The sequence below is a fragment of the Arthrobacter endolithicus genome, assembly GCF_026627425.1.
Taxonomy (GTDB): Bacteria; Actinomycetota; Actinomycetes; order Actinomycetales; family Micrococcaceae; genus Arthrobacter_M.
On record NZ_JAPNLH010000006.1, the window covers coordinates 156,654 to 179,980 of the forward strand.

Here is a 23,327-nt window from a genome sequence, read left to right on the forward strand (position 1 = left end):
TAAGCTGGTGGGGTGAGTTTGACCATTTCCGGCGTTGAAAATTCCGCCACCGACAACACGACCCGCCCTCGCACCTACCAGGTGCGCACCTTCGGCTGTCAGATGAACGTCCATGATTCCGAGCGGATGGCGGGTCTGCTCGAGGCGACAGGCCTGGTTGAAGCCTCCGGCGGCCCCGCCGACGGACACTTCGAAAACTATGCTGACGTCGTCGTCTTCAATACCTGTGCTGTGCGTGAGAATGCCGACAACAAACTGTACGGGAGCCTGGGTATGCTCGCGCCGGTCAAGAAGGCGAATCCGGGCATGCAGATTGCGGTCGGCGGCTGTCTGGCGCAAAAGGACCGGGACGCCATCCTCAAGCGCGCACCCTGGGTGGACGTGGTTTTCGGGACGCACAATGTGGGCGCGCTGCCGATTCTTCTGGAGCGCGCCCGGCATAACGACGATGCGCAACTGGAGATTCTGGAGTCGCTGGACGTCTTCCCCTCCACGCTTCCCGTTAAGCGCGATTCGGTCTACGCCGGCTGGGTCAGCATCTCGGTAGGCTGCAACAACACCTGCACGTTCTGCATCGTTCCTTCGCTCCGCGGGAAGGAGCGCGACCGCCGGCCGGGCGAAATCCTGGCCGAGATCCAGGCCCTGGTGGACGACGGCGTCATTGAGGTCACCCTGCTGGGCCAGAACGTGAACTCCTACGGCGTGGAATTCGGTGACCGGCTGGCTTTCAGCAAGCTGCTGCGCGCCTGTGGCGACATCAAGGGACTGGAACGGGTGCGCTTCACCAGCCCGCACCCCGCGGCCTTCACCGATGACGTGATCGAGGCGATGGCGCAGACGCCCAATGTTATGCCGCAGCTGCATATGCCGCTGCAGTCTGGCTCGGACAAGGTCCTCAAAGACATGCGGCGCTCCTACCGGTCCGCAAAATTCTTGGGCATCCTGGACCGGGTCCGGGAGCAAATGCCGCACGCGGCAATTTCCACCGACATTATTGTCGGTTTCCCCGGTGAGACCGAGGAGGATTTTCAGGCAACCCTCGATGTGGTGGAACGGTCCCGGTTTGCGACCGCGTTCACTTTTCAGTACTCCAAGCGTCCCGGCACGCCCGCAGCGGATCTGCCGGACCAATTACCCAAGGCAATCGTCCAGGAACGTTTTGAACGTCTGACCGCGCTGCAGGACCGGATAGCTGCCGAGGAGAACACCCGCCAGATCGGGCGCACAGTCGAGGTCATGGTCACGGCCCAATCCGGACGCAAGGCAGCACAGACCCGCCGTCTCTCCGGCCGCGCCCAGGACCAGCGCCTGGTGCACTTCACCGTGCCCGACGGCGGCGCTGTTCCGCGCCCGGGCGATCTGGTGACCGTGACCATCACCTCGGCCGCGGCGTTCCATCTGGTCGCCGACCCAGAGAGCGGTTCTCAGTACAGCGTTCGCCGCTCCACTGCCGGCGACGCCTGGGACCGCTCGCAGGCAGATACCTGCGGCGCACCGTCCGCAGGGCAGGCCGGTTCCGAGGGAGCCCGGAGGGCAGTTGCCCTAGGCATGCCGGCGCTCCCGGCGCCGCTGGTCGGTTAGGCGTGCCTGCGCGCCGGCCCGTCGTCGCCGTCGTCGGTCCTACCGGTTCCGGGAAGTCCGACCTTGCCGTCGCCGTCGCCCTTGAGCTGGACGGCGAGATTGTCAACGCCGACTCGATGCAGTTTTACCGCGGCATGGATATCGGAACAGCGAAAATGCGCGTGTCTGAGCGCCGGGGCGTGCCGCACCATCTGCTGGACATTCTCCAGGTGCGTGAAGAGGCCAGCGTGGCGGACTTCCAGAGGGTGGCGCGCGCTGTCATTGCGGACATTTACCGGCGGGGCAAGACGCCTGTCCTGGTCGGCGGTTCAGGGCTTTATGTCCGGGCGGCCGTGGACGTGCTGGAGTTTCCCGGGACGGATCCGGATATCCGGCTGCGGCTCGAACATGAACTGGCGGAGCACGGATTCGCGCCGCTGTTGGAGCGCCTGCACACGGTGGATCCGGTCTCAGCCGGCAGGATAGGCGATGGCAGGCGTGTGGTCCGGGCGCTGGAGGTGCACGAACTCACCGGCAGGACGTTTAGTTCATTCATGCCCGAACGGGTCTATTTTCAGCCGACCGTCCAGATCGGGCTCAGTGTGGAACGTCCCGTGCTGTACCGCAGGTTGGAGGATCGCGTCGCCCGGATGGTTCAGGCGGGACTGGCTGCGGAGGTCGCGGGGCTGGATCGGGACGGTCTGCGGCAGGGCAAAACTGCCTCCCGTGCCCTGGGTTATCAGCAGTTCCTGCGAATGCTCGACGGCGACGCGACGGTAGGGCAGGCCAGTGCGGAAACGGTGGTGGCAACAAGGCAGTTCGCGCGCCGCCAGCTGACGTGGTTCCGCGCTGATCCCCGGATCAGCTGGTTCGACAGTGACGCTGCGGATCTGCTGCCGGCAGTGCTGGCCCGCATCGCGCTGACGTAGGGTTAAGAGATGACGACTGAACCACAGGCCGCCGGACTACCGGGGCTCATGGGCCTTGACTTTGCCAAGGGCCATGGCACCGGGAATGATTTTGTCTTAATTGCCGACCCGGACGGGCTTCGGGACATCTCCGCGGACCACGTCGCCGCGCTGTGCGATCGGCACCGCGGGATCGGGGCGGATGGGCTGATCCGTGCGGTGCGTTCGGAGGCGCTTGCCGAGGGGCGGGCCCTGCTGGCAGAGGCCCCGGAGGCGCACTGGTTCATGGACTATCGCAATGCGGACGGCTCGGTCTCGGAAATGTGCGGCAACGGCGTTCGGGTCTTTGTTGAGTTCCTGCGGTCCCGGAAGTTGGTTTCGCTTTCGATTGGACAGACCCTGACCATTGCCACCCGCGGGGGCGCTAAGATCGTCCTGCGCACCCCGGGCGGGTATGCGGTGGATATGGGACCGTGGACATTCATCCGGCCCGGACACGCGGATGCACGCGGGATGGATTCGCTCGTCACCGCCGGTGGCCTGGACGTGGCGCGTCCGGGAATCTCAGTCAGTATGGGTAACCCGCACACCGTCGTCGCGCTGGCCCACGTCGATGAATTAGCCGCGACGGATCTGACGGGGGCGCCCCTCGTGGATCCGCTGCCGGAGGACGGAACCAACGTGGAGTTTGCCGTCCCGGCCGATCCGCTGGTGATCGACGGCGTCGGCGTCATCGCCATGCGTGTCCACGAACGCGGTGTGGGGGAGACCCTGTCCTGCGGTACCGGCGCCTGCGCCGCCGCGGCGGCAATCCGCTTCTGGGCCGGCGCTGGGGCGCCGGATGTCTGGCGGGTTAGTGTCCCCGGCGGTGACTTGGGCGTCAGGTTCCTCCCCGGCGCCGATGGGAAGGAACACGTGGAACTCAGCGGGCCGGCAGTTATCGTTGCCACCGGCACTATCGGCTAAAAAACTCAAGGCTGCCGGAACCTTCGGGCGGCCGCCGCGGGCACTTTCGCGTTTGCGGCGGCGATCCGCTCCCTGGGTTGGCCACGACGGTCATAAGTTTCCCGGCCCGCAGGAGTGAACGGCTGGCCCTTGAAGCGCCGTCATTCGCAGTAGATCTGGAGGCTTCGGCTGAGCCGTTTTCCGATCGATTCGACCATGGCCGGGATAGCGAGGCTCTCGCAGTGTCTCGAGTCACCCAGCGCCGATGACGAACTCCGATACGCGGGCCGCGAATTGATCGGGTTCGGCCAGGTGTGCCATATGGCCCACATCGGACCAGGTCTCGATGCGTGCCTGCGGGACGTGGGCCATTATGTGGTCCCGGTCGGCGTCATCGACGAGTCCTCCCGCAAGCCACAGGTAAGGTACTTTCACGCGGTCGAGAATCAGGTCTATTCCGGTCTGGAGATCGGCGGGGGTTTCGATGAGGGGCTGGGACCAATAATCGAGGACCAGTTGCTGGTCGATGCGTTGTGTCATGAGCACCCGCGTCCGTTCGGGCTCCGGGAGCCTCCCGACCCCAATGCTGGCAACAAAGGGTTCAAAAGCTTTGACGAAGTCCGGTCCGCGGAGCGCTGGCGCCAGCTGCTGAACGAAACCGGCGAAGGGCCCAACACGTGGGGGCTGATCGACGTTGAGCACCCCGGCGGTGTCATGGAAGGCGGCGTATGCGGTGGCGTGGAGCGCCCCGGCCGAATGGCCGACGACGACCGGCCGAACCACCGCGCTGGCGACCATCGTGGCATGGATGCGCGCGATCACTGCCTGCGGATCGGCACCTGACCCGGGAGATCCGCCGTGCCCGGGCAGATCGACGGCCAAGCAGCGGAACCGATCCCTCAGCCGATCCACGATCGGGTCCCACGTCTCCTTGGAGAACGTCATTCCGTGGATGAAAACGATGGTCGGAAAGTCCCCACCGGTGTCCAGGTAAGCAAGGGATTCAGCGGCCACGGCGGCACTCCCGATCAGAGATCACGAACAAGATTTCGTACCACGGAAGCTATCGGCGTTAGGACACGCTGTCAATGCCCTGCACAATGGTCTGGTAATCCGGGCAGACCCTGTTATTCCTGAACGGCACCAAACCGGGGAATAGAAGGACTGCCTCAGTCAAGATCCTGGATAAGGAGACAGCCCTAGTCCGGCGGGACTGATCCGAGGCGTTTGGAAGAGATTTCCAGAATCCGGAACGTCTTTGACGTGCTGAACCGTCCGACAGCCAGAGTTGGAAATTCCTCGGCCAGCCAGCGCTGCAGTGAATCCGCTCCAAGGTTCTTCTGCACCACCAAATACGCCGAACCGCCGGGGGCGAGCCGGGGCAGCCAGAGCCGGAGCAGCGCATGCAACTCGTCTTTTCCCACCCGGATCGGCGGATTTGACCAGATCGTGTTAAAAGTCAGCAGCGGGTCCACGTCCAACGGGAGGCTGGCGGTGACATTGGTCAGACCGAGCGAATCCGCATTGTCGCCGGTCAGTGCGACGCAGCGTTCATTGACGTCCACCGCAAAGACCTGGGCCGCAGGGGAGCGTAAAGCCAGCGTCAACGCCACCGGCCCCCAGCCGCAGCCAATGTCCAGGAGATTGCCGCGCTCCGCCGGAGCCGGAGCGTCGGCCAGGAGGATCGACGTTCCTTTGTCGATGGCATCCGGGCTAAAGATGCCCGCCGCAGTGGTCAGTTGCCTTTTCTGGCCGGCGAGGACCACCTGAAGAGGCCGTCGTTTTTCCGGCCCTGCCGGTTGTGCGCTGAAGTAATGATCCGAGCCCATAGTTTGTCACGTTAGTGTGCGGGAGCCGGAAACGGAATCCGACGGCGAACTCGTCCGCCGCCCGCATAATTTTCGGTCTCGCCGCATAGACCACTGGTAGTATCGCTGCATGTTTACTTTGTAATTGGGCTGTTTCCCGCCCTTACGAGGTTGTCCCGCTCCTGCCGTTGGTTTTGCGCCACGCACCGTGAGCGGCTTCGCGGGCCGTTGCGTTCACCGGTGTTGATGCAGCCCCGGTACGCGGCCCCGCGATGCTCCCTAGGCCCGGCCGCGCAGGCTCCGGTGTCCCCGGACCGGACTACGATATTAAGCATCACCCTCTGAAGGAGACTATGACCCACGTGAACCCGCCCTCCGGCCCCGAAGATATCCGCCGAGGCGAAACCGGTGCCGCTGAACCCGGTACCACCGGCGATGGGCAGGACATGTCCGCTGCGGACATCCAGGCCGTCATTGACCGGATTTTGGCCAAGGACGCCGGGGTGACTGCACACACGGGTGCCCGTGCGCTCAGCACCAATTTGGGTAAGGCGCAGGCAATCTCTGCCTTGGAGCGCGAACACGGCACCTATGACGGTGAGCAGGAGGATCTGCAGGACCGGCGTGCACTGCGCCGGGTCGCCGGACTCTCCACCGAGCTGGAGGACGTTACCGAGGTCGAATACCGCCAGTTGCGGTTGGAACGAGTGGTGTTGGCGGGACTGTGGACCGAGGGGACGCTCGCCGATGCGGAAAACTCGCTGCGTGAACTGGCTGCGCTGGCCGAAACGGCCGGATCGGAAGTTTTGGACGGCATTGTCCAGCGGCGGATGAAGCCTGACCCGGGCACCTTTCTCGGGTCCGGCAAGGCGCAGGAGCTCAAGGACATCGTCGCCGCGACCGGGGCTGACACGGTCGTTGTGGACGGTGAGCTGGCGCCGTCGCAGCGCCGTGCACTGGAAGACATTGTGTTGGTCAAGGTGATCGACAGGACCGCCCTGATCCTTGACATCTTCGCCCAGCATGCCAAATCCCGCGAGGGCAAGGCGCAGGTGGAACTGGCCCAGATGGAATACCTGCTGCCACGGCTGCGGGGCTGGGGTGAATCCATGTCCCGGCAGGCGGGCGGCCGGATCGGTGCGGCCGGCGGCGGGATCGGTGCCCGGGGTCCCGGTGAGACGAAGATCGAGCTGGATCGTCGGCGGATCAGGACAAGGATGGCGAAGCTGCGGCGCGAGATCAGCGCGATGAAACCGGCCCGCGATACCAAACGGGCCAACCGTCGTCGCAATTCCGTGCCTTCCGTGGCCATCGCCGGCTACACAAATGCTGGTAAATCTTCCCTGCTGAACCGACTCACCAACGCTGGTGTCCTAGTGGAAAATGCCCTGTTTGCCACGTTGGATCCGACAGTCCGTAAGGCCGAAACGGCTGACGGACTGGGGTACACCCTGGCAGATACCGTGGGATTTGTCCGGTCCTTGCCGACCCAACTTGTCGAGGCTTTCCGATCGACGCTGGAGGAAGTGGCGGATTCGGACCTGATCCTGCATATCGTGGATGCGTCTCATCCCGATCCGGAGGGCCAGATTGCAGCTGTCCGCCAGGTGTTCAGTGAAGTGGACGCCCGGAAGGTTCCTGAAATTATTGTCCTGAACAAGGCAGATTCCGCTGACCCCTTTGTGATCGAGCGGCTCCGCCAACGTGAGCCGCGCAACGTAGTCGTTTCGGCGCGCACGGGTCAGGGCATTGACGACCTCCTCGCCGCCATCAGTGAGGCGATCCCGCGCCCCTCAGTAATGCTGGAGCTGCTGATTCCCTATGACAGGGGGGACCTGATCAGCAAACTGCACGAATCCGATGCAGAAATCCTCGCCCTGAACCACGGTGAGTCGGGAACCCATGCCAGCGTCAGGGTGCGCGAGGGCCTGGCCGCCGAATTGGATCCCTTTGTCCTCCGCAGCTAAGGCTCCGGCCCGGACAGCTGGAACCGGCCAGCCGCAGGGCCGGGGTTCTTCCGGTGAACAGTTTGCCATCGGGCTCCTCGATGCGGCGGTGGAGTCGATGGGAGGCCAACGCCGCGACGGACAGGATGAAATGGTCCGGCAGGTGGTCAGGTCGATCCAGACCGGTGACCACCTGCTGGTGCAGGCCGGCACCGGGACGGGAAAGTCGCTGGCCTATCTGATTCCGCTGATTGCCCATGCGCTGCAGAGCAACAAACCGTCGCTGGTCTCCACCGCCACGTTGGCGCTGCAGGCGCAGATTGTCAGCCGAGATTTGCCGCGTCTGCTCGCCTCCATCGCCGGAATGCTGCCGCGCCCGGTCAAGGTGGCGTTAGTGAAGGGTCGCAGTAACTACGTCTGCAGGCACAAGCTTCAGGGTGGCTTTCCGTCCGAGGAACCTTCTGAGGGCCAGTTGTTCGCCCTCGGGGAGGACACCAGCGTTGTGCACCCTGCCGGGGTGTCCTCGGGACCGGGAAGCCAACTGGGCCGCGAGGTGGTCCGGCTGCGGGATTGGGCCGAGGAAACCGAAACGGGGGATCGGGACGAACTCACCCCGGGAGTCAGCGACCGCGCCTGGCGTCAGGTGTCGGTGACCTCGATGGAATGCCTGGGCGCGCAGAAATGCCCGCTGGCGTTGGAGTGTTTCAGCGAGCTGGCCAAGGCCCGCGGCGCGGAGGCGGACGTGATCGTGACCAACCACGCGATGCTGGCCATCAGTGCCTTTGAAGGCCTTGCCGTCCTGCCGGAGTATGACGTCGTCGTCGTCGACGAGGCCCACGAACTGCTGGACAGGGTTACCGGGGCTGTCAGCGGCCAACTCTCCGTCCAGATGATCCATGTTGCGGCGTCCAGCGCCCGCAAGAACACGGGCATCTCGGCCGAGGCACTTAATTCTGCCGCCACATATCTTGAGGCCGCCATCGAAGGTGCGCCGTCCGGGTTGCTGGTTTCCGGACTGAACGAGGCCCAACTGACGGCCCTTGACCAAGCGCGGGACGCATGTCGGGCGGCGCTGTCGGATTCCAAGGCGGACTCCGGCACCGCCGCCGACGGTGGACGCCAGATGGCCCGTTCGCGAATTACCCTGATCCTGGAACTGGCTGAGCGGCTACTGGTAGCACGCGAGGCCGGGGAAGTCGTCTGGATCTCCCGCCCCAGCGGGTTTACGCCTCAGCAGGGCTATTCCCCGCCCGACGAGTCGGCCCCGGCGCTGATCAACATTGCCCCGCTCAGCGTCGCCGGCAGGTTGCGTGATGGGCTCTTCGCCGATCACACGGTGGTGTTAACTTCGGCAACATTGGCTATCGGCGCAGCCTTTGATCCCGCCGCGGCGGGTCTGGGACTGCTGGGGCCCGGAGCACCCAGCTGGACCGGTGCGGACGTTGGATCGCCGTTCGACTATCCCAAACAGGGGATGCTGTACGTGGCAGCGCATTTGGCCAAACCGGAGCGCGGCACTTCAGCCGAGCAGCTTGACGAGCTGGAGGCACTGATCCTTGCCTCCGGAGGCGGGGCACTGTGCCTGTTCTCTTCCCGGCGTGCTGCCGAGGATGCGGCAGAAGCTCTTCGACCGCGGTTGGATGTCGATGTGCTGTGCCAGGGTGAATCTTCGATGGCAGCCCTGGTGAAGCAATTCGCCGCGGAGCCGGACACCTGCCTGTTCGGCACAATGTCGCTTTGGCAAGGGGTTGACGTGCAGGGTGCTTCCTGCCGTCTGGTGGTGATAGACCGGATCCCGTTCCCCCGCCCGGATGATCCGCTGATGACCGCGCGCTCGCGGGCGGTCGCAAAGGCCGGCGGCAACGGCTTTATGTCAGTTTCCGCCACTCATGCGGCGATCCGGCTTGCGCAGGGGGCCGGCCGACTGATCCGTTCCTCCACTGACCGGGGTGTGGTTGCGGTGTTGGATTCGCGCCTCGCCACAGCCCGGTATGGCGGCTTTCTGCGCGCCGCCCTGCCACCGTTCTGGCCAACCACCGATCGTGCGCTGGTGATGAGCGCACTCCAGCGTCTGCGGCCCGACAAAGAGTCGGCACGGTAGCAGGAGGACGGCGCGGGCCTGCGGGCCGATTACGGCAGTCCCCCTCCCGAAAAAAACGGAGGCTGCCGTAATTGGGGCGCTTTGTCCCGCAGCTGTCCTAGATGGACCGCAGCACGCTGACAACGCGGCCCATTATGGTGGCATGGTCGCCCATGATCGGCTCGTAGCGGGTGTTTTGCGGCAGTAGCCAGGTGTGCCCATCGCGCTGACGGAACGTCTTGATGGTCGCCTCGTCGTCGAGGAGAGCGGCCACAATGTCGCCATTGATCGCGTTCGGCTGTTGCCGGACCACTACCCAGTCGCCGTCACAGATTGCTGCGTCGACCATCGAATCTCCGCTGACCTTGAGCATGAAGAGCTCGCCGTGGCCCACCAGCTGCCGGGGCAGCGGCATGACGTCCTCAACCACTTGGTCGGCGAGGATAGGGCCGCCGGCGGCAATGCGTCCGACCAGCGGCACCAGAGCCGTGTCCGAGGAGCTGCCCAGTTCCGCCATGTTAAGGCCACTGGCACTGCGGAGCTGATCCGGCGCCGGCACTCCTTCGATTTCAACTTTGCCGTTGTCCAGTGTCAAGGGGATCAGGACTTCCATGGCCCGCGGCCGTTTCGCATCCCGACGGAGATAGCCCTGCTTCTCCAGCTGGGCCAGTTGATGGGTGACGCTGGAAAGACTTGCCAGGCCTACGGCGTCGCCGATCTCGCGCATCGAGGGGGGGTAGCCCTTGTCGCTGATCGAACGCTGGATGCATTCGAGGATCTTCTTCTGACGCACCGTCAGGCCTTTGAAGCCGGCGCGGCTGGCGCTGTTCCCGCTGTGGAGGATAAATTCCGGAGCTGACGACATGACGTGCTGTCCCTTTCGTGAACGTGCTGCGTGCCCAGTCGGCGGTTGATGTCAGTGGGCTCTGATGGACTCTTCCTGTGACCGAATCCTGCTACCAATCTAGGTCAGTTTGACGCGTATCTCAAACATATGTTCTAGCGAGTCTTGGCAGGCATCGTCACTTAGTGCTACAACTGATGAATACAGTTTCGAATAAGTGTTCTAAGCAACTTCTTCCACCCGAAACACCTTCCCCGGACGGCAAGGCCAGGTAGTGAAAGGCCCGCTCCGGGCTAGGCCAGCAAGGACAAGGCCGGCATGGCGAAAGGCCAGCAAGGACAAGGGGACAAGGGGACAAGGGGAGTTGCGCCGCACCGGAACTTCGTACCGCGAAAGGTGAAGACAATGAACGCCACACCAGTATTTGATTTCACGACCCCCCGGATAAAGCGCGCGGGCGCTGCCGCCCACTCAGTCCGTCCGGTGTGGGCGCCCAGGGCTCCGCAGGTCGCCCACACCGCCGCTGCCATCCGGTCTGCCGGCCGGGCGCCGCTGCATTTGACCCGGCGGGGGCGCTTCTTACTTGTCGGCGTGCCGCTGATGCTGGCCGCTATCGTGGTGCTGGTGCTGGCCGGGTTTTTCACTGCACCGGCCCAGGCCTCGGTCGGCCCCGGTTCGGTAGGCGTTCATGCTTCCATGGTGACCGTGCTGACCGGCCAGACGCTGTGGAGCATCGCGTCGACGGCGGATTCGACCCGTGATCCGCGGGAGGTCGTGGCGGACATCGTGGAGCTCAACGGCCTATCCACTTCCGTTGTCCAGCCGGGCCAGCAACTCTTCGTTCCGTTGCCGGGCTAGGGGATTGTTACTGCCGCGGTTCGACCCTGAGCGCGGGGACGCTTAAACTAGGGATGTGAACCAGATTGAGCGTCTAGACCGGCTGCCCCTGCGCGATGACCTTCGCGGACTGCATCCTTACGGCGCTCCACAGCTGGACGTCCCCATTCTGCTCAACGTCAATGAAAACACATACGGTGTTCCGCAGGATGCGCGAGAGGCGATTCTGAAGGCCGTCGATGACGTTCTCGCCGGCCTTAACCGCTATCCCGACCGTGAATTCACCGAGCTCCGCCGGGCTCTCGCTGCGTACTTAGGACATGGGCTTGCGCCAGAGAACATCTGGGCCGCCAACGGCTCCAATGAGGTGCTGCAGCAGATTCTGCAGGCATTTGGCGGTCCCGGACGCAGGGTTTTGGGTTTTCCGCCCACCTACTCGATGTATCCGCTGCTGGCCAGCGGCACCGGTACGGAATATGTCAGCGGGGATCGCGCCGCAGATTTTTCCCTGACCGCCGAGTCGGCGGCGCGGCAAGTACTCGACATTGCGCCGAACGTGGTCTTCCTTTGCTCGCCGAACAATCCTACGGGCACGGCTCTGGACAATGACGTCGTCGAGGCAGTGTATGAGGCGGGGACAGCGTCGCGGACCGTAGTAATAGTTGATGAGGCCTATGCCGAGTTTGCCCACGACGGGACCGCCAGCGCCATCGCTTTGTTACCGGGCCGGGAAAGGCTGATCGTTTCCCGGACTATGAGCAAGGCTTTCGCCCTGGCAGGGGCCAGACTGGGATATCTGGCCGCGGCAGCGGAAATTTCCGATGCTCTGCGGCTGGTCAGGCTGCCGTACCATCTCTCCGCTATCACCCAGGCAACGGCCGTCGCAGCCCTGCGAAACTCGGATTCGCTGCTGGCCAACGTGGAGCAGATCAAAATTCAACGCGACCGGATTGTGGCAGGGCTGGCCCGTTTGGGATTGCAGCCCGCTCCGTCGGACTCGAACTTTGTCTTCTTCGGGGGCCTGGAAGACCCGCAGGCGGTCTGGGAGGGACTGCTCGCCGGCGGGGTTTTGATCCGGGATGTTGGCATCGCCGGCCATTTGCGGGTCACGGCCGGCACCGAGGCTGAAACGACGGCTTTCCTGGACCAGCTTGGGGTCCTGTTGGGCCGCTGACACAGATGGCAGTTTTTTGAAGATCCCCCCAATATTTTCTGTTCGATCCAGCACTAAGGACCCGCCATCAGCGAGAACCAAACTCCCACCGGAACTGCCCGCACCGCCCGGCTGACACGGAGCACCAGCGAGTCGTCGGTGCTGGTTGAGGTCGATTTGGACGGCACCGGCCAGTCCAGCATCGATTCCTCCGTCCCGTTCTTCGATCACATGCTTACGGCGTTGTCGAAGCACTCGCTCATTGACCTGACGGTCAAGGCGTCGGGGGATACGCACATCGACGCGCACCACACGGTGGAGGATGTTGCCATCACACTCGGGGAAGCCTTGGGCCAGGCGCTTGGTACCAAGGCAGGAATCAGGCGTTTCGGGGAGGCCACCATTCCGCTGGATGAGGCACTGGCGAATGCAGTTGTCGACGTTTCCGGGCGCCCCTATCTGGTGCATACCGGAGAGCCCGCAGGGCAGGAGTATCACTTGATCGGCGGCCACTTCACCGGGTCCCTGACCCGGCACGTCTTCGAATCGATAGCGTTCCATGCGAGGATTTGTCTACACATGACCGTGCTCTCCGGCCGGGACCCCCACCACATCGTCGAAGCGCAGTTCAAGGCGTTTGCGCGGGCCCTGCGGAGCGCGATTGAACCGGATCCGCGCGTCAGCGGCATTCCCTCCACGAAGGGCAGCCTGTGACTGCAGAACAGGGTTTAACCGGGCCCGACGGCACCCTAAAACCGACGGTGACAGTGCTGGACTACGGCTCCGGCAACGTCCGCTCGGCCGTCCGAGCGCTGGAACGGGCCGGTGCAGTGGTGACCCTCAGCGCGAAGCCCGAGGACGTCCTCACGGCCGCTGGGCTCGTCGTGCCCGGAGTCGGAGCCTTTGCGACCGTAATGAAGGAGCTCAAGAGCGTAGATGGGCTGCGGATGATCGGCCGTCGAGTGGCCGGTGGCCGCCCGGTTCTGGCCATCTGCGTGGGGCTGCAGATCCTTTTCGACGGCGGCGTTGAACACGGAAACAGCGAGCCGGGAATGGGCGAATGGCCAGGAACGGTGGAACTCCTGCCCGCCTCCGTGGTGCCGCACATGGGGTGGAATACCGTTCAGGTGCCGGCGGGTTCTACTCTGTTCGAGGGCGTCGAGGCCGAACGGTTCTACTTCGTGCATTCGTATGGGGTTCAGGACTGGGACTTCGACGTGGTGCAGCCGCGGATGCGGGCCCCGCTGGTTACCTGGTCGGAGCACGGGGCGCGCTTCATTGCAGCCGTCGAAAACGGACCGCTGTGCGCCACCCAGTTCCATCCGGAAAAGTCCGGTGACGCCGGTGCTCGTCTGCTGCGCAACTGGGTTGGCTCGCTGCGCAAGGCGGTGGCCTGAATGTGGTCCGTCATTCTGATGGGATTGGCCGGGCTCCTGGCCGGCGGCGCCATCGCCTTCCACCAACAGAAGAAGCCCCGCTGGACGGTGTTCTCCTTCGCCGGCCTGGCCGTGATGGCGCTACTGGCCGCATTTCTGCTGACCCTGCCCGGTAAATAATCCTCCTGTGCTAAATAATTACGCCGGAATCAGCGTCCCGGCCATGAAACCACCGACCGATGAGGACCCGATGAACAGTACTGACACCGCCATCCTGGAACTGCTTCCCGCCGTCGACGTTGCCGATGGCCAGGCCGTGCGCCTGGTTCAGGGCGAGGCCGGCACCGAGACCGGATACGGCGCGCCCTTGGAAGCTGCCTTGGCGTGGCAAAATGACGGCGCGGAATGGGTCCATTTAGTGGATCTGGACGCGGCGTTCGGCCGTGGCTCCAATCTGGAACTATTACGCGAGGTAGTTAGGTCGCTGAACGTGAAGGTAGAGCTCTCCGGCGGAATCCGCGACGATGCCTCGCTGGAAGGCGCGCTCGAGCTCGGTGCAGAGCGGGTCAATTTGGGGACCGCTGCACTGGAAAATCCGGCGTGGACCGCCCGGGCCATTGATCGCTTCGGCGACAAGATCGCCGTCGGCCTCGATGTGCGCGGCACCACCTTGGCCGCCCGCGGCTGGACCAAAGACGGTGGAGATCTCTGGGAGGTGCTGGCCAGGCTCGAGGACGCCGGCTGCCCACGCTACGTAGTCACGGATGTAACGAAGGACGGTACGTTGCGCGGCCCGAACGTCGAGCTCCTTCGTGAGGTCCTGCAGCGTACTGGCAAACCGGTGGTCGCCTCGGGCGGTATCTCAAGCCTCGCGGACCTGAGCGAACTGCGTACCCTTGTTCCATTGGGGTTGGAAGGCGCGATCGTCGGCAAAGCGCTCTATGCCGGCGCCTTCACCCTCCCACAGGCACTTGATGTCGCGGGGCGGCGCTGAGCAGGATGGCAAGAGGACCAGCACACCGTCCGCTGCCCGGGCACATTTCGGCTGCGCTGGTGGCTGCGGGCGGTTCCGCTGACTCTGCCGGCCAGCCCTGGCAAGGACGTTTGCTGGATCCAGCGCAGACTTACCACAACTTCGACGACGACGACGGCGGCACGGACGGCGGCTACGCGGCGGCGCTGGCGGACCTTCGGGCAGGGACAGGCGACGAGGCCGCGGTAGTCCAGAGCCTCGCCGCTGCCCGGGTGTTCGTGCCGATTGTGGCAGAAGTGGCGCAATCGCAGGTGCGGGACAACTCGCTGATCTCGGATAAGGAATCCGATATGGCGTTGGTGACCTTGACCGCGGCGGACGGACGGCGGGCCCTTCCGGTGTTTAGCTGCACCGCAAACCTTGCCCGCTGGCATCCGCAGGCTAGACCGGTGGCGGTGTACGCCGCCCGGGCAGCGCTTTCGGCAGTGGCCGAAGAGGCGCAGCTGCTGGTGGTGGATCCAGGCGCCGGGCAGACCTTTGTCGTCCGCCGGCCAGGGGTGTGGGCGCTGGCCAGGCAGGAGCGCTGGCAGCCCAGTTATGCCGACCCGCGGATAGCGCAGGTGCTCGCCGTATCGATGGCTACGGTGGCCCATCCGGCACTGCTGGGAATCACCGCTAAACCCGGCTCCGGAGTCGCTTCTGCCGACAGCGCGGGACATGTCTTCGCCGGTGGTGGCGCCGGACCGGAATTACGGGTTGACGTGGCACTCGCCGATGGCCTTGATCGGGATGAACTGAAGACCCTGATGGAACAATTGCAAAGGTTATGGTTCGGCGACGAATATTTCGCTGTTGCGGTGGATTCTTTGGAGGTCCGCCTGCAGGCGGTGCGCTGACAGCGGAGCCTGGTTCCCGCTGCCGGGCAGCCTCTGTCCCTCAGCGTGCTCTTGGGGCGCGACAGGAGTTTCCCCCGTTGAACCAAGATAGGATTCGGGAAGCTTCGCAGTCTGGAAATTTTCGTCCTCGCCCCGAACGCCGGGGTTAGACAATTCTAATCTGGCCGCGTCGACGGCCCGGAGCGAGTTTGCCGGCTGCGTCCGGGAGGTGCAGCTTCGACATCCACATTTTGGGACGGCCCGCATGACTTGCGGCCGATGAACGGATGAAAAGGAACACAAAGGGTGAATTTCGCCGGTTACCGGGAACTGCTCTCGATGGCGCCCGTTCGCAGGTTGCTGCTGGTGGCGATGCTGGCCCGCATTCCGCATGCCGCGGCGGGTGTGCTGGTGACACTGCACGTCGTGGACACGATGGGTCTCGGTTACGGGGCGGCAGGCGGCGTGGCGGCCGCAGTGACCGTCGGTATTGCACTCGGCGCCCCGTGGCGGGGGAGACGGGTGGATCTGGTGGGCCTGCGACGGGCCCTGATTCCGTCGGTAATTTCGGAAGTCGTGGTGTGGTCGGTGGCACCGTTCCTGAGCTACCAGCTGCTGCTCGTGGCGGCCGTCATCGGCGGTCTGTTTTCGGTGCCGATCTTTTCGGTGGTCCGGCAGGCTCTGGGAGTGATGGTACCCCCGGCGAAGCGTCGGACCGCCTACGCCCTCGATGCGGTGGGCGCGGAACTGACCTTTATGGTGGGCCCCGCTGCGGGGGTCATGCTCGCCACCACCTTGCATTCGGTGGCGGGCCTGATCCTGATTGGCGCAGCATCGGCCGTGGCCGGTTTGCTGCTGATGTGGTTCAACCCGCCGACCCGGTCTGGACAACCGGGCAGCTACCAGCAGGACGTCAACGACGAGGTTGCGTCGATGGAGGAGCTTTCTCCGGCCGAGGCCGCCGGCAGCCAGTCCTTCGCGGGGGCCAACGCGCTGGGCAGGTTCTGGGGGCGCACCCGGGGGAACCTGGCGTGGCTCAATGTCACCGTGATCGCGGTTCTTGGAGCCTCGTTGGGTGCCGGGCTGGTGCTGTCCGGGACGGATGTGGGCATCGTGGCGGTACTGCGCCACTCCGGCCAGATCTCCGAGATGGGCATGGTGCTGGTGGTCTGGTGTGCCGCATCTGTGGTCGGCGGCCTCATTTACGGCGCATGGAGCAGGTCCGTGAACCCATTATGGCTGTTGGCGGCGATGGCCGTGCTGACGATCCCGATGGGTTTCGCCACGGACACCTGGACCTTGGCCATGTATTCGATTCCGCCTGGCTTGCTGTGTGCACCGGTCCTCAGCTCCAGTGCGGAGCGGATCGCCGAGCTGGTAGCCGAAAAGCGCCGCGGCGAGGCAATGGGCTGGTATGGCTCATCGCTGACGCTGGGGAGCGCCATTGGGGCACCCTTCGGCGGAATGATGATCGATGCCGTCGGTCCCTGGGGAGGTTTCACCATGATCGGGGTCCTGGCCGCAGTCTTGGCGTTCGCTGGTCTGCTGGCGCAGACTGTGCGACGGCGGTCCGTCAGAAATCCGGCCGGCGTCTAAGTCTTCGCGATCAGTTGACGGCGCCGGTGAACTTCTCCCCGGGCCCCTTGCCGGGTGCGTCGGGAAATTCGGACGCCTCGCGGAACGCCAGCTGCAGGGACCGCAGGCCATCGCGCAACGGACCGGCGTGCTGGCTTCCGATCTCCGGGGCGGCTGCGGTGACAAAACCGGCCAGCGCTGTGATCAGCTTGCGGGCCTCATCGAGGTCCTTGAGCTCCTGGGCATCGGCCCCGTCGGCAAGCCCGCACTTAACGGCAGCTGCGCTCATCAGGTGCACGGCCGCCGTCGTAATAACCTCGACGGCGGGGACCTCGGCAATGTCGCGCATTTGGGCGTGCGCCCGTTGGTCATCGGCGACCCCGGAGGAGGATTGCTGGCCCATTGAGGCGTGCTCCGGCTCGGGACTGAAACTGTGACGGGTGTGCTCTGCCGGTGAATTGTTTCCTGGGGTACTCATGCTGGTAAGCTTGTCACAGACCAACTGAATGTCGTTACTTTTCTCCGCACCCCAGCCTGCTGGCAACAGCAGGCTGGGGTCGGCGAGGAGGGCGCGTTGAGTTAGCAAGCGGAGTTCTCTCCCACCCGTCGACCCGGAAAGGTCCTCCCGATTGATGCGGGCAGGCCCCCGGAGTTACCGGGTATAGGTCGGCCGAGGCTTCGACAGAAGCCCGTGGATACCCTTTCGGGGACGTCCAAATGCCGATCCCGAGGCCTCTGATTGCGCCAGCAGTCGGAGGCCTTCTCCTGTTCCTGGTGTCAGTTACGTTCGTCAATACCACAGGAGTTACACATTAGCGAGCCACGAATCAACGATCGGATCCGCGTCCCCGAGGTGCGGTTGGTAGGGCCAGCAGGTGAGCAGGTCGGAATCGTTCGCATTGAAGACGCTTTGCGCCTTGCCGCTGAGTCGGACCTGGATCTTGTTGAGGTAGCACCGACTGCGAAGCCGCCGGTGTGCAAACTGATGGACTTCGGCAAGTACAAGTACGAGGCTGCCGTCAAAGCCCGTGAAGCGCGTAAAAACCAGACCAATACGGTCCTTAAGGAAATCCGTTTCCGCCTCAAGATCGACAAACATGACTATGAGACGAAGACCGGCCATGCGCTGCGCTTCCTCGGAGCCGGCGACAAGGTGAAGGCCATGATCCAGTTCCGTGGCCGCGAGCAGCAGCGTCCGGAAATGGGCATCCGCCTGCTCCAGCGCTTTGCCGCGGACGTCGGTGAGGTCGGTGCAATCGAGTCCAGCCCGCGCATCGACGGCCGGAATATGGTCATGGTGATCGGGCCGTTGAAGAACAAGGCGGAGGCCAAGGCCGAAGCCCGCCGCGCCGCGCAGCGTGCGGATTCCAAGGCGCACAATGAGGCCGTGGCTTCCGGCCATGAGCGCGTCGATGTGGACCGTGACAGCCAAGCGCCGATGACGCAAAGCCTTGCCGATTTGCTGCCCGAGGGATTGCGCCTGAACGAAAACCTCCCGGCGGTCCCCGCGGCCGCTGCAGCGGTGGAGACTCCAGCAGCTAAAAAGACGGTTTCGGATAGCGCCGCCACCAACGCTCCGGCAGCAGCGGCTGCGGGCAGTACCGCTGACAAACGGCCGATGTCGGCTCCTGCCGCGACCGGCACGACGTCGACGGCGCGGCAGTCCAGCCCGACACGGCCGGCTAGCTCGGCACGGCCGGCTACGTCTACGCGGCCGACGGCAGCGACCGCTCCGTCAGTGGCACGGCCCGCAATGGCCGTGAAAGCCCCGGCGGCACGTCCCGCGGCTACCGGCGCCGCTGCTGCCGCACGGCCGGTGACGAAACCGGCGGAAGCGGCGAAGCCGGTGACTGCCAAGCCTGTTCCTGCTCCAAAACCGGTGCCGATGCCGAAGCCGGTAGCAAAGCCCGCGCCGGTGAAGCCTGCGCCTGTTAAGCCGGCAGCTACCAAGCCTGCGCCGAAAGCGGCTCCGCGTGCTACGGCAGAGAGCACGCCTGCTGCTGCCGGGGCCAGCAAGGAATCAACAGACTCAGCCGGATAGGGCAGCCGCCCTATCCGGCCGTGAAGTACCCCCCCCCAGTGACCTAACCGGTTGCTGCAAAGAGAACCACAGGCAGCGCCGGTGGATACGTAAGGAGATCGGTTCCCATGCCGAAAATGAAGACCCACAGCGGTGCCAAGAAGCGCTTTAAGCTCACCGGAAGCGGAAAGCTCAAGCGCCAGCAGGCAAACCGCCGCCATTACCTGGAGCACAAGCCGTCGTCGCTGAAGCGTCGTCTGGCTGGCGACAGGATTGTTGCTCCGGCAGATGCACGCAACATCCGCAAGATGCTGGGTATCTGACCCACAGTCAATCGGCTGCTTGCCCGAACCGGGTGGCGGCACCGCAATAAGCCTTCTCAGGCACGTTTGGCTTGGGATGTAAGTAATTTAAGGAGTACGCACGTGGCACGTGTGAAGCGGGCGGTCAACGCCCATAAGAAGCGTCGGGTTATTCTTGAGCGCGCCAAAGGTTACCGGGGACAGCGCTCACGCCTGTACCGCAAGGCAAAAGAGCAGCTGCTGCACTCGTTTGTCTACAGCTACGGTGATCGCCGTAAGCGCAAGGGCGACTTCCGTCGCCTGTGGATCCAGCGGATCAACGCTGCATCCAGGGCCAACGGGCTCACCTACAACCGGCTGATTCAAGGGCTCAAGGCCGCTGAGATCGAGGTTGACCGCCGCATGCTGGCCGACCTGGCCGTCAACGACGCCAGGGCGTTCGCTGGCTTGGTTCAGCTGGCCAAGGCTGCACTTCCGGCCGATACCTCGGCACCGGTGGCTCGCTAACGTAGAACGCAGCCTTTCCGGCACGGCTTCTTAGGCCGCGGCGGAACACTGCTACAGTCCTAGAATGACTGAATCCGGGCGTCCGCCAGCAGATGCAATGACCAATCCCCGAGCAGATCGGGTGCGGGACGTTGCCAAGCTGGCCGGGCGCCCGGTCCGTTTAAGGCGCGGACAGTTCCTGGCTGAGGGCCCGCAGGCCGTAGGCGAAGCACTCAGGGCGCACCGTGATGCTCTAACCGCCGGCGGCAGTGAATTAGTGACCGAGGTATTTGCCAGTCTTGAGTGCCTGAAGAAACATCCGCAGTTGCTCGAACTGGCAGAAGATCCGGTGAGCCGGCTGCACGTGCGGGTGGCCAGCGAGCTGGTGCTGGAAGCCATGACGGACACCGTCACACCGCAGGGGATCCTCGCTGTCTGCAATTTTGTGGACGTTCCGCTGGACCAGGTGCTGGCGGGGAAGCCAAAGCTCATCGCGGTGCTCTGCCAGGTCCGTGATCCCGGTAATGCCGGAACTGTCCTGCGCGCCGCGGACGCGGCGGGGGCCGACGCCGTCGTCCTGACTGCCTCCAGTGTTGATATTTATAATCCGAAGGCGGTGCGCTCTACTGTCGGCTCGCTGTTTCATCTGCCGGTGGTCACCGGGGCGGACGTCGGAGAGCTGGTCAGCCAGTGCAAAGCGGCGGGCATGATGGTCTTGGCTGCCGACGGCTATGGGCACCTGAACCTCGATGACCTGCAGGACGAAAGTGCTGCTCGGGGCTTTGATCAGGAAGTGCCGGAATCCCAGTGTGAGCTGGAGAAGCCCACTGTGTGGTTGTTCGGCAATGAGGCACGCGGCCTTTCCGAGGATGAGCTGATGGAAGCGGACCACCGCGTAGCGGTGCCGGTGTACGGCTCAGCGGAAAGCCTGAACTTGGCCACCGCCGCTACCGTCTGCCTTTACGCCAGTGCCCGGTCCCAGCAGCGAGGCGGCCGAGAGTAGGCGGCCAGCACCGACCTGACCTACTCCGACCAACACCTAGAACCGGACCGAAGAACGGACAGAAAGGGCCGGCACCCATGGTGCCGGCCCTTCCCGTGTTTACTGATTTCTGCTCTCGTTCTGCTCTCAGGCGTGGCTTTTGTTCCGGCCGGTGATCATTCCGTAGACACCGGCAACCACCAGGCCACCGATGATGGCGAAGATCCAAGTGCCGATGTGGAAGAGACCGTTCATCGAGTCTCCGCCAAATACCAGACTGGAAATCCAGCCGCCGACAATTGCACCAACCACACCGAGGATGAGGCTGGTAGCCCAGCCGCCGCCCACTCGACCAGGCATGACAGCCTTCACGATCGCCCCTACGATGAGACCGAGAATAATCCAACTTATGAAACCCATGACTCCTCCTTCAGGTCAGCTTACGAATAGAAGACTAGCATCCCGAAGGGCACGATAGAAAGTAGGCTGAGGGCATTTAACTACCGTGTTTGGATTTTTTCCCTCGGCCGGTAGGATTTGACCGGGCATGATTGCCAAGGATGCACAATCTATATGGAATTGTAATCAAAAAGGGAGCGTCATTGTGTCCAGCAGCGGGGGAAGTAAAGCTATCGTCGCGGCGCTGTCGGCCAACGTATCAATTGCGATTCTGAAATTCATTGCGTTCCTGCTGACAGCCTCGTCGTCGATGCTTGCAGAATCGATCCACTCCCTTGCGGATTCCGGAAACCAACTGCTCCTACTGGCGGGTGGAAAGCGGTCCAGACGCCAGGCCAGTGCGGAACATCCCTTTGGTTATGGCCGCGAACGCTACATTTACGCATTTATTGTCGCAATTGTGCTATTCACTGTCGGTGGTCTCTTTGCACTCTATGAGGCCTACGGCAAATTCCATGATCCGCACGGCATCGATGCCAAATGGGCTTGGGTTCCGCTGCTGGTGCTGATCGGTTCAATTATTTTGGAGGGATATTCGTTCCGTACTGCCGTTAGGGAATCCAACGTCACCCGGGGAAGGAAAAGCTGGATTCAGTTCGTCAAGACCGCAAAAGCTCCGGAACTGCCCGTGGTGCTGCTGGAGGACTCCGCAGCGCTGGTCGGCCTGATATTTGCTCTGTTCGGTGTATCCATGACCCTCGTGACCGGGGATGGACTGTGGGACGCGGCCGGAACCGCCCTGATCGGCCTGCTGCTGGTGGCAGTAGCCGCCATTTTGGCAATTGAGACGAAGTCGCTGCTGCTGGGCGAATCTGCCACGGTGGCCGATGTGCGTGCCATCGAGGCAGCCCTCATCGGCGGGGGAGTGAGCCGAATCATCCATCTTAAGACGATGCATCTGGGACCGGAAGAGCTGCTGGTTGCCGCGAAGATCGCGGTTCCCGCTACAGAGTCGGCAGTTGGCATTGCCGACGCCATAGATGCCGCGGAGCAACGCGTCCGTGCGGCGGTCCCGATCGCCAGGCTAATCTACTTGGAGCCGGACATCTACGCGGCGGCCGCGACAGAATCCGGGTAATCAACAGGAATCGCTCGGGACGGTAGCGGCTGCCTTCGCGATCTGCCAGATGACGACATCCCAGACGAGCGTGTACTTCATATGCCAGATAGAGCACTTCTGGCCCCTCGGCCCGTGGGAAGCATCCTGCGTGGTGTGGAAGCTCACGTTGGCGGTGATCCCGCCGTTGATGTTTGCGATGTCACCGACTTCGATGGAATGCCAGTAGGAGGAATCCATCTCTGAGCTCCAGCTGGCAAACCCGCCCTGGTCCGCTTGGGCCTCTGGCGTGAAAACGCCGTAGGCCAGGCTGTACGCTCCGCCGTTGATGGCCTGGGCGTGGATGAGCAGGCTCTGTGCCACCTGGCTGCCGCGCTCGTCTGGGGTGTCGACAGTGACGGAGATTTGATTGTCCGTGGGCAGTGCTGCGGCGTCGCATGTGGTCAAAGGAACAGGGGCCGGACCCGCCGTCCATTTATCTACGAGGGTCTTGGCGAACGCGCCGGAGACGGCATAGTTGGTTCCCTCACCGACGCGTTCGACTGGCTGTCCCGTGCTGTCCACAACCAGAATACGAATGGATTTGACGATGCCCACGACGTCGCCTGATTTGGTCACCAGCGGGCCGCCACTGTTGCCCGGGTTAATGACGGAATCGGTCTGGGTGATGTGCCCGACGCCATCGGAGCCCGGACCATTCTGAACGTTGAGCCCATTGATACGCCCGACGTTGAACTTGAAGTTCTCAGCCAGGGGAAATCCGAGCACACCAACCTCGGTACCAACTGGCGGGTCGGTTGATGCCATGGTGAAAGTGTGGCCGGTAACGGGCTTATCGGTCGTGATGAGCGCGATATCCTCGCTCACATTGCGTCCGGTGATGGTTGCCGTGACCACCTGCCCGTTCACCGCGACCGTGATGCCGGCTGCACCTTCGATCACGTGCGCGGCCGTGACGAGATGTGTGCTGTCAACGAGAAACCCGGTTCCCATGCCGGCTCCATCACACTTCGGCACTGCAATACGTCCGACCCCGGATTGCATCGCCGGGACCACATCAGGCCAATCGGGTGCCGGCGCAGCAATGGGTGTCGATGGCGGAGCAGCCGGCGTTGGTGACGGCGCGGCAATCGACGGTGAT

General features: G+C 63.6%; 24 protein-coding genes. 18 read left to right on the forward strand and 6 right to left on the reverse strand.

Features of this window, described 5'->3' with window-relative positions:
* Positions 1-12 precede the first annotated feature (12 nt).
* Genes miaB through dapF form a run of 3 tightly spaced genes read left to right on the forward strand, consistent with a single transcriptional unit; the run spans position 13 to position 3,434 of the window.
* A complete protein-coding gene (gene miaB, locus OS914_RS07415; RefSeq protein ID WP_267545406.1) occupies positions 13-1,581 on the forward strand; it encodes a tRNA (N6-isopentenyl adenosine(37)-C2)-methylthiotransferase MiaB in 1,569 nt (522 codons plus the stop codon).
* A gap of 2 nt (positions 1,582-1,583) precedes the next feature.
* Positions 1,584-2,489 carry a tRNA (adenosine(37)-N6)-dimethylallyltransferase MiaA gene (gene miaA, locus OS914_RS07420; protein ID WP_267545407.1) on the forward strand — a complete coding sequence of 302 codons (906 nt, stop codon included), beginning with the start codon at positions 1,584-1,586 and terminating at the stop codon, positions 2,487-2,489.
* A 9-nt stretch (positions 2,490-2,498) separates the two neighbouring features.
* On the forward strand, positions 2,499-3,434 hold the full coding sequence (dapF, locus tag OS914_RS07425) for a diaminopimelate epimerase (RefSeq protein WP_267545408.1): 936 nt from the start codon (positions 2,499-2,501) through the stop codon (positions 3,432-3,434).
* Between the two features lie 231 nt (positions 3,435-3,665).
* Here the strand turns inward: dapF and OS914_RS07430 are convergent, their stop codons facing one another.
* Together OS914_RS07430 and OS914_RS07435 are read right to left on the reverse strand one after the other, a co-directional pair.
* Positions 3,666-4,427, reverse strand: a complete 762-nt coding sequence (locus OS914_RS07430) for an alpha/beta fold hydrolase (RefSeq protein ID WP_267545409.1) — start codon at positions 4,425-4,427, stop codon at positions 3,666-3,668.
* Between the two features lie 185 nt (positions 4,428-4,612).
* Positions 4,613-5,242: a class I SAM-dependent methyltransferase gene (locus OS914_RS07435; protein ID WP_267545410.1), complete on the reverse strand. Its 630-nt coding sequence runs from the start codon at positions 5,240-5,242 to the stop codon at positions 4,613-4,615.
* Positions 5,243-5,667: 425 nt separating this feature from the next.
* On the opposite strand from OS914_RS07435, the gene hflX reads away from it, so the two are divergent.
* Positions 5,668-7,188 carry a GTPase HflX gene (hflX, locus tag OS914_RS07440; protein WP_267545478.1) on the forward strand — a complete coding sequence of 507 codons (1,521 nt, stop codon included), beginning with the start codon at positions 5,668-5,670 and terminating at the stop codon, positions 7,186-7,188.
* A complete protein-coding gene (locus OS914_RS07445; RefSeq protein ID WP_420713885.1) occupies positions 7,124-9,268 on the forward strand; it encodes an ATP-dependent DNA helicase in 2,145 nt (714 codons plus the stop codon). Before hflX ends, OS914_RS07445 begins: the two co-directional genes overlap by 65 nt.
* Before the next feature lie 97 nt (positions 9,269-9,365).
* Here OS914_RS07445 and lexA read toward each other — a convergent pair whose 3' ends face one another.
* On the reverse strand, positions 9,366-10,112 hold the full coding sequence (gene lexA, locus OS914_RS07450; protein WP_267545411.1) for a transcriptional repressor LexA: 747 nt from the start codon (positions 10,110-10,112) through the stop codon (positions 9,366-9,368).
* Positions 10,113-10,496: 384 nt separating this feature from the next.
* Between lexA and OS914_RS07455 the strand changes: the two genes are divergently transcribed.
* The 8 genes from OS914_RS07455 to OS914_RS07490 all read left to right on the forward strand — a co-directional run bounded on the left by OS914_RS07455 (position 10,497) and on the right by OS914_RS07490 (position 16,901).
* Positions 10,497-10,949, forward strand: coding sequence for a LysM peptidoglycan-binding domain-containing protein (locus OS914_RS07455; protein ID WP_267545412.1), 453 nt, complete (start codon positions 10,497-10,499; stop codon positions 10,947-10,949).
* Between the two features lie 55 nt (positions 10,950-11,004).
* Positions 11,005-12,102: a histidinol-phosphate transaminase gene (locus OS914_RS07460; protein ID WP_267545413.1), complete on the forward strand. Its 1,098-nt coding sequence runs from the start codon at positions 11,005-11,007 to the stop codon at positions 12,100-12,102.
* Between the two features lie 66 nt (positions 12,103-12,168).
* Positions 12,169-12,795, forward strand: a complete 627-nt coding sequence (gene hisB / locus OS914_RS07465) for an imidazoleglycerol-phosphate dehydratase HisB (protein ID WP_267545480.1) — start codon at positions 12,169-12,171, stop codon at positions 12,793-12,795.
* Positions 12,792-13,478: an imidazole glycerol phosphate synthase subunit HisH gene (gene hisH / locus OS914_RS07470; protein ID WP_267545414.1), complete on the forward strand. Its 687-nt coding sequence runs from the start codon at positions 12,792-12,794 to the stop codon at positions 13,476-13,478. Before hisB ends, hisH begins: the two co-directional genes overlap by 4 nt.
* Positions 13,479-13,637 carry a hypothetical protein gene (locus tag OS914_RS07475; RefSeq protein WP_267545415.1) on the forward strand — a complete coding sequence of 53 codons (159 nt, stop codon included), beginning with the start codon at positions 13,479-13,481 and terminating at the stop codon, positions 13,635-13,637.
* 70 nt (positions 13,638-13,707) lie between these two features.
* Positions 13,708-14,451, forward strand: coding sequence for a bifunctional 1-(5-phosphoribosyl)-5-((5-phosphoribosylamino)methylideneamino)imidazole-4-carboxamide isomerase/phosphoribosylanthranilate isomerase PriA (gene priA, locus OS914_RS07480; protein WP_267545481.1), 744 nt, complete (start codon positions 13,708-13,710; stop codon positions 14,449-14,451).
* Between the two features lie 5 nt (positions 14,452-14,456).
* Entirely contained in the window at positions 14,457-15,326 is an 870-nt protein-coding gene (locus OS914_RS07485; protein ID WP_267545416.1) for an SseB family protein, read from the forward strand.
* A 285-nt stretch (positions 15,327-15,611) separates the two neighbouring features.
* On the forward strand, positions 15,612-16,901 hold the full coding sequence (locus tag OS914_RS07490) for an MFS transporter (protein ID WP_267545417.1): 1,290 nt from the start codon (positions 15,612-15,614) through the stop codon (positions 16,899-16,901).
* Positions 16,902-16,911: 10 nt separating this feature from the next.
* On the opposite strand, the gene OS914_RS07495 is transcribed toward OS914_RS07490, so the two are convergent.
* A complete protein-coding gene (locus OS914_RS07495; protein ID WP_420713886.1) occupies positions 16,912-17,358 on the reverse strand; it encodes a DUF1844 domain-containing protein in 447 nt (148 codons plus the stop codon).
* A gap of 375 nt (positions 17,359-17,733) precedes the next feature.
* Between OS914_RS07495 and infC the strand changes: the two genes are divergently transcribed.
* The 4 genes from infC (at position 17,734) to OS914_RS07515 (ending at position 20,691) form a co-directional block, all read left to right on the forward strand.
* On the forward strand, positions 17,734-18,921 hold the full coding sequence (gene infC, locus OS914_RS07500) for a translation initiation factor IF-3 (protein ID WP_420713887.1): 1,188 nt from the start codon (positions 17,734-17,736) through the stop codon (positions 18,919-18,921).
* Positions 18,922-19,028: 107 nt separating this feature from the next.
* Entirely contained in the window at positions 19,029-19,223 is a 195-nt protein-coding gene (rpmI, locus tag OS914_RS07505; RefSeq protein WP_196396269.1) for a 50S ribosomal protein L35, read from the forward strand.
* A 102-nt stretch (positions 19,224-19,325) separates the two neighbouring features.
* A complete protein-coding gene (rplT, locus tag OS914_RS07510; RefSeq protein WP_196396270.1) occupies positions 19,326-19,709 on the forward strand; it encodes a 50S ribosomal protein L20 in 384 nt (127 codons plus the stop codon).
* 64 nt (positions 19,710-19,773) lie between these two features.
* On the forward strand, positions 19,774-20,691 hold the full coding sequence (locus tag OS914_RS07515; protein ID WP_267545419.1) for a TrmH family RNA methyltransferase: 918 nt from the start codon (positions 19,774-19,776) through the stop codon (positions 20,689-20,691).
* 126 nt (positions 20,692-20,817) lie between these two features.
* Here the strand turns inward: OS914_RS07515 and OS914_RS07520 are convergent, their stop codons facing one another.
* Complete coding sequence (locus OS914_RS07520) at positions 20,818-21,090, reverse strand: GlsB/YeaQ/YmgE family stress response membrane protein (protein WP_267545420.1); 273 nt, start codon at positions 21,088-21,090, stop codon at positions 20,818-20,820.
* Between the two features lie 184 nt (positions 21,091-21,274).
* Here OS914_RS07520 and OS914_RS07525 point away from each other — a divergent pair, with 184 nt between their 5' ends.
* Complete coding sequence (locus OS914_RS07525; protein ID WP_267545421.1) at positions 21,275-22,207, forward strand: cation diffusion facilitator family transporter; 933 nt, start codon at positions 21,275-21,277, stop codon at positions 22,205-22,207.
* Here OS914_RS07525 and OS914_RS07530 read toward each other — a convergent pair whose 3' ends face one another.
* The gene (locus OS914_RS07530; RefSeq protein ID WP_267545422.1) at positions 22,208-23,179 is read right to left on the reverse strand and encodes a S1 family peptidase; all 972 of its coding nucleotides are present in this window, start codon (positions 23,177-23,179) and stop codon (positions 22,208-22,210) included. It abuts the gene before it with no gap.
* Between the last annotated feature and the right edge of the window lie 148 nt (positions 23,180-23,327).

Bases quoted from the DNA above. Each gene is read 5' to 3' on its own strand.
- dapF (WP_267545408.1), top strand. From the start codon at position 2,499: ATGACGACTGAACCACAGGCCGCCGGACTACCGGGGCTCATGGGCCTT.
- OS914_RS07435 (WP_267545410.1), bottom strand. From the start codon at position 5,242: ATGGGCTCGGATCATTACTTCAGCGCACAACCGGCAGGGCCGGAAAAA.
- hflX (WP_267545478.1), top strand. From the start codon at position 5,668: ATGTCCGCTGCGGACATCCAGGCCGTCATTGACCGGATTTTGGCCAAG.
- OS914_RS07445 (WP_420713885.1), top strand. From the start codon at position 7,124: ATGCCAGCGTCAGGGTGCGCGAGGGCCTGGCCGCCGAATTGGATCCCT.
- lexA (WP_267545411.1), bottom strand. From the start codon at position 10,112: ATGTCGTCAGCTCCGGAATTTATCCTCCACAGCGGGAACAGCGCCAGC.
- OS914_RS07455 (WP_267545412.1), top strand. From the start codon at position 10,497: ATGAACGCCACACCAGTATTTGATTTCACGACCCCCCGGATAAAGCGC.
- OS914_RS07475 (WP_267545415.1), top strand. From the start codon at position 13,479: ATGTGGTCCGTCATTCTGATGGGATTGGCCGGGCTCCTGGCCGGCGGC.
- priA (WP_267545481.1), top strand. From the start codon at position 13,708: ATGAACAGTACTGACACCGCCATCCTGGAACTGCTTCCCGCCGTCGAC.
- OS914_RS07485 (WP_267545416.1), top strand. From the start codon at position 14,457: ATGGCAAGAGGACCAGCACACCGTCCGCTGCCCGGGCACATTTCGGCT.
- OS914_RS07495 (WP_420713886.1), bottom strand. From the start codon at position 17,358: ATGAGTACCCCAGGAAACAATTCACCGGCAGAGCACACCCGTCACAGT.
- rpmI (WP_196396269.1), top strand. From the start codon at position 19,029: ATGCCGAAAATGAAGACCCACAGCGGTGCCAAGAAGCGCTTTAAGCTC.
- OS914_RS07515 (WP_267545419.1), top strand. From the start codon at position 19,774: ATGACTGAATCCGGGCGTCCGCCAGCAGATGCAATGACCAATCCCCGA.
- OS914_RS07520 (WP_267545420.1), bottom strand. From the start codon at position 21,090: ATGGGTTTCATAAGTTGGATTATTCTCGGTCTCATCGTAGGGGCGATC.
- OS914_RS07530 (WP_267545422.1), bottom strand. From the start codon at position 23,179: ATGGGAACCGGGTTTCTCGTTGACAGCACACATCTCGTCACGGCCGCG.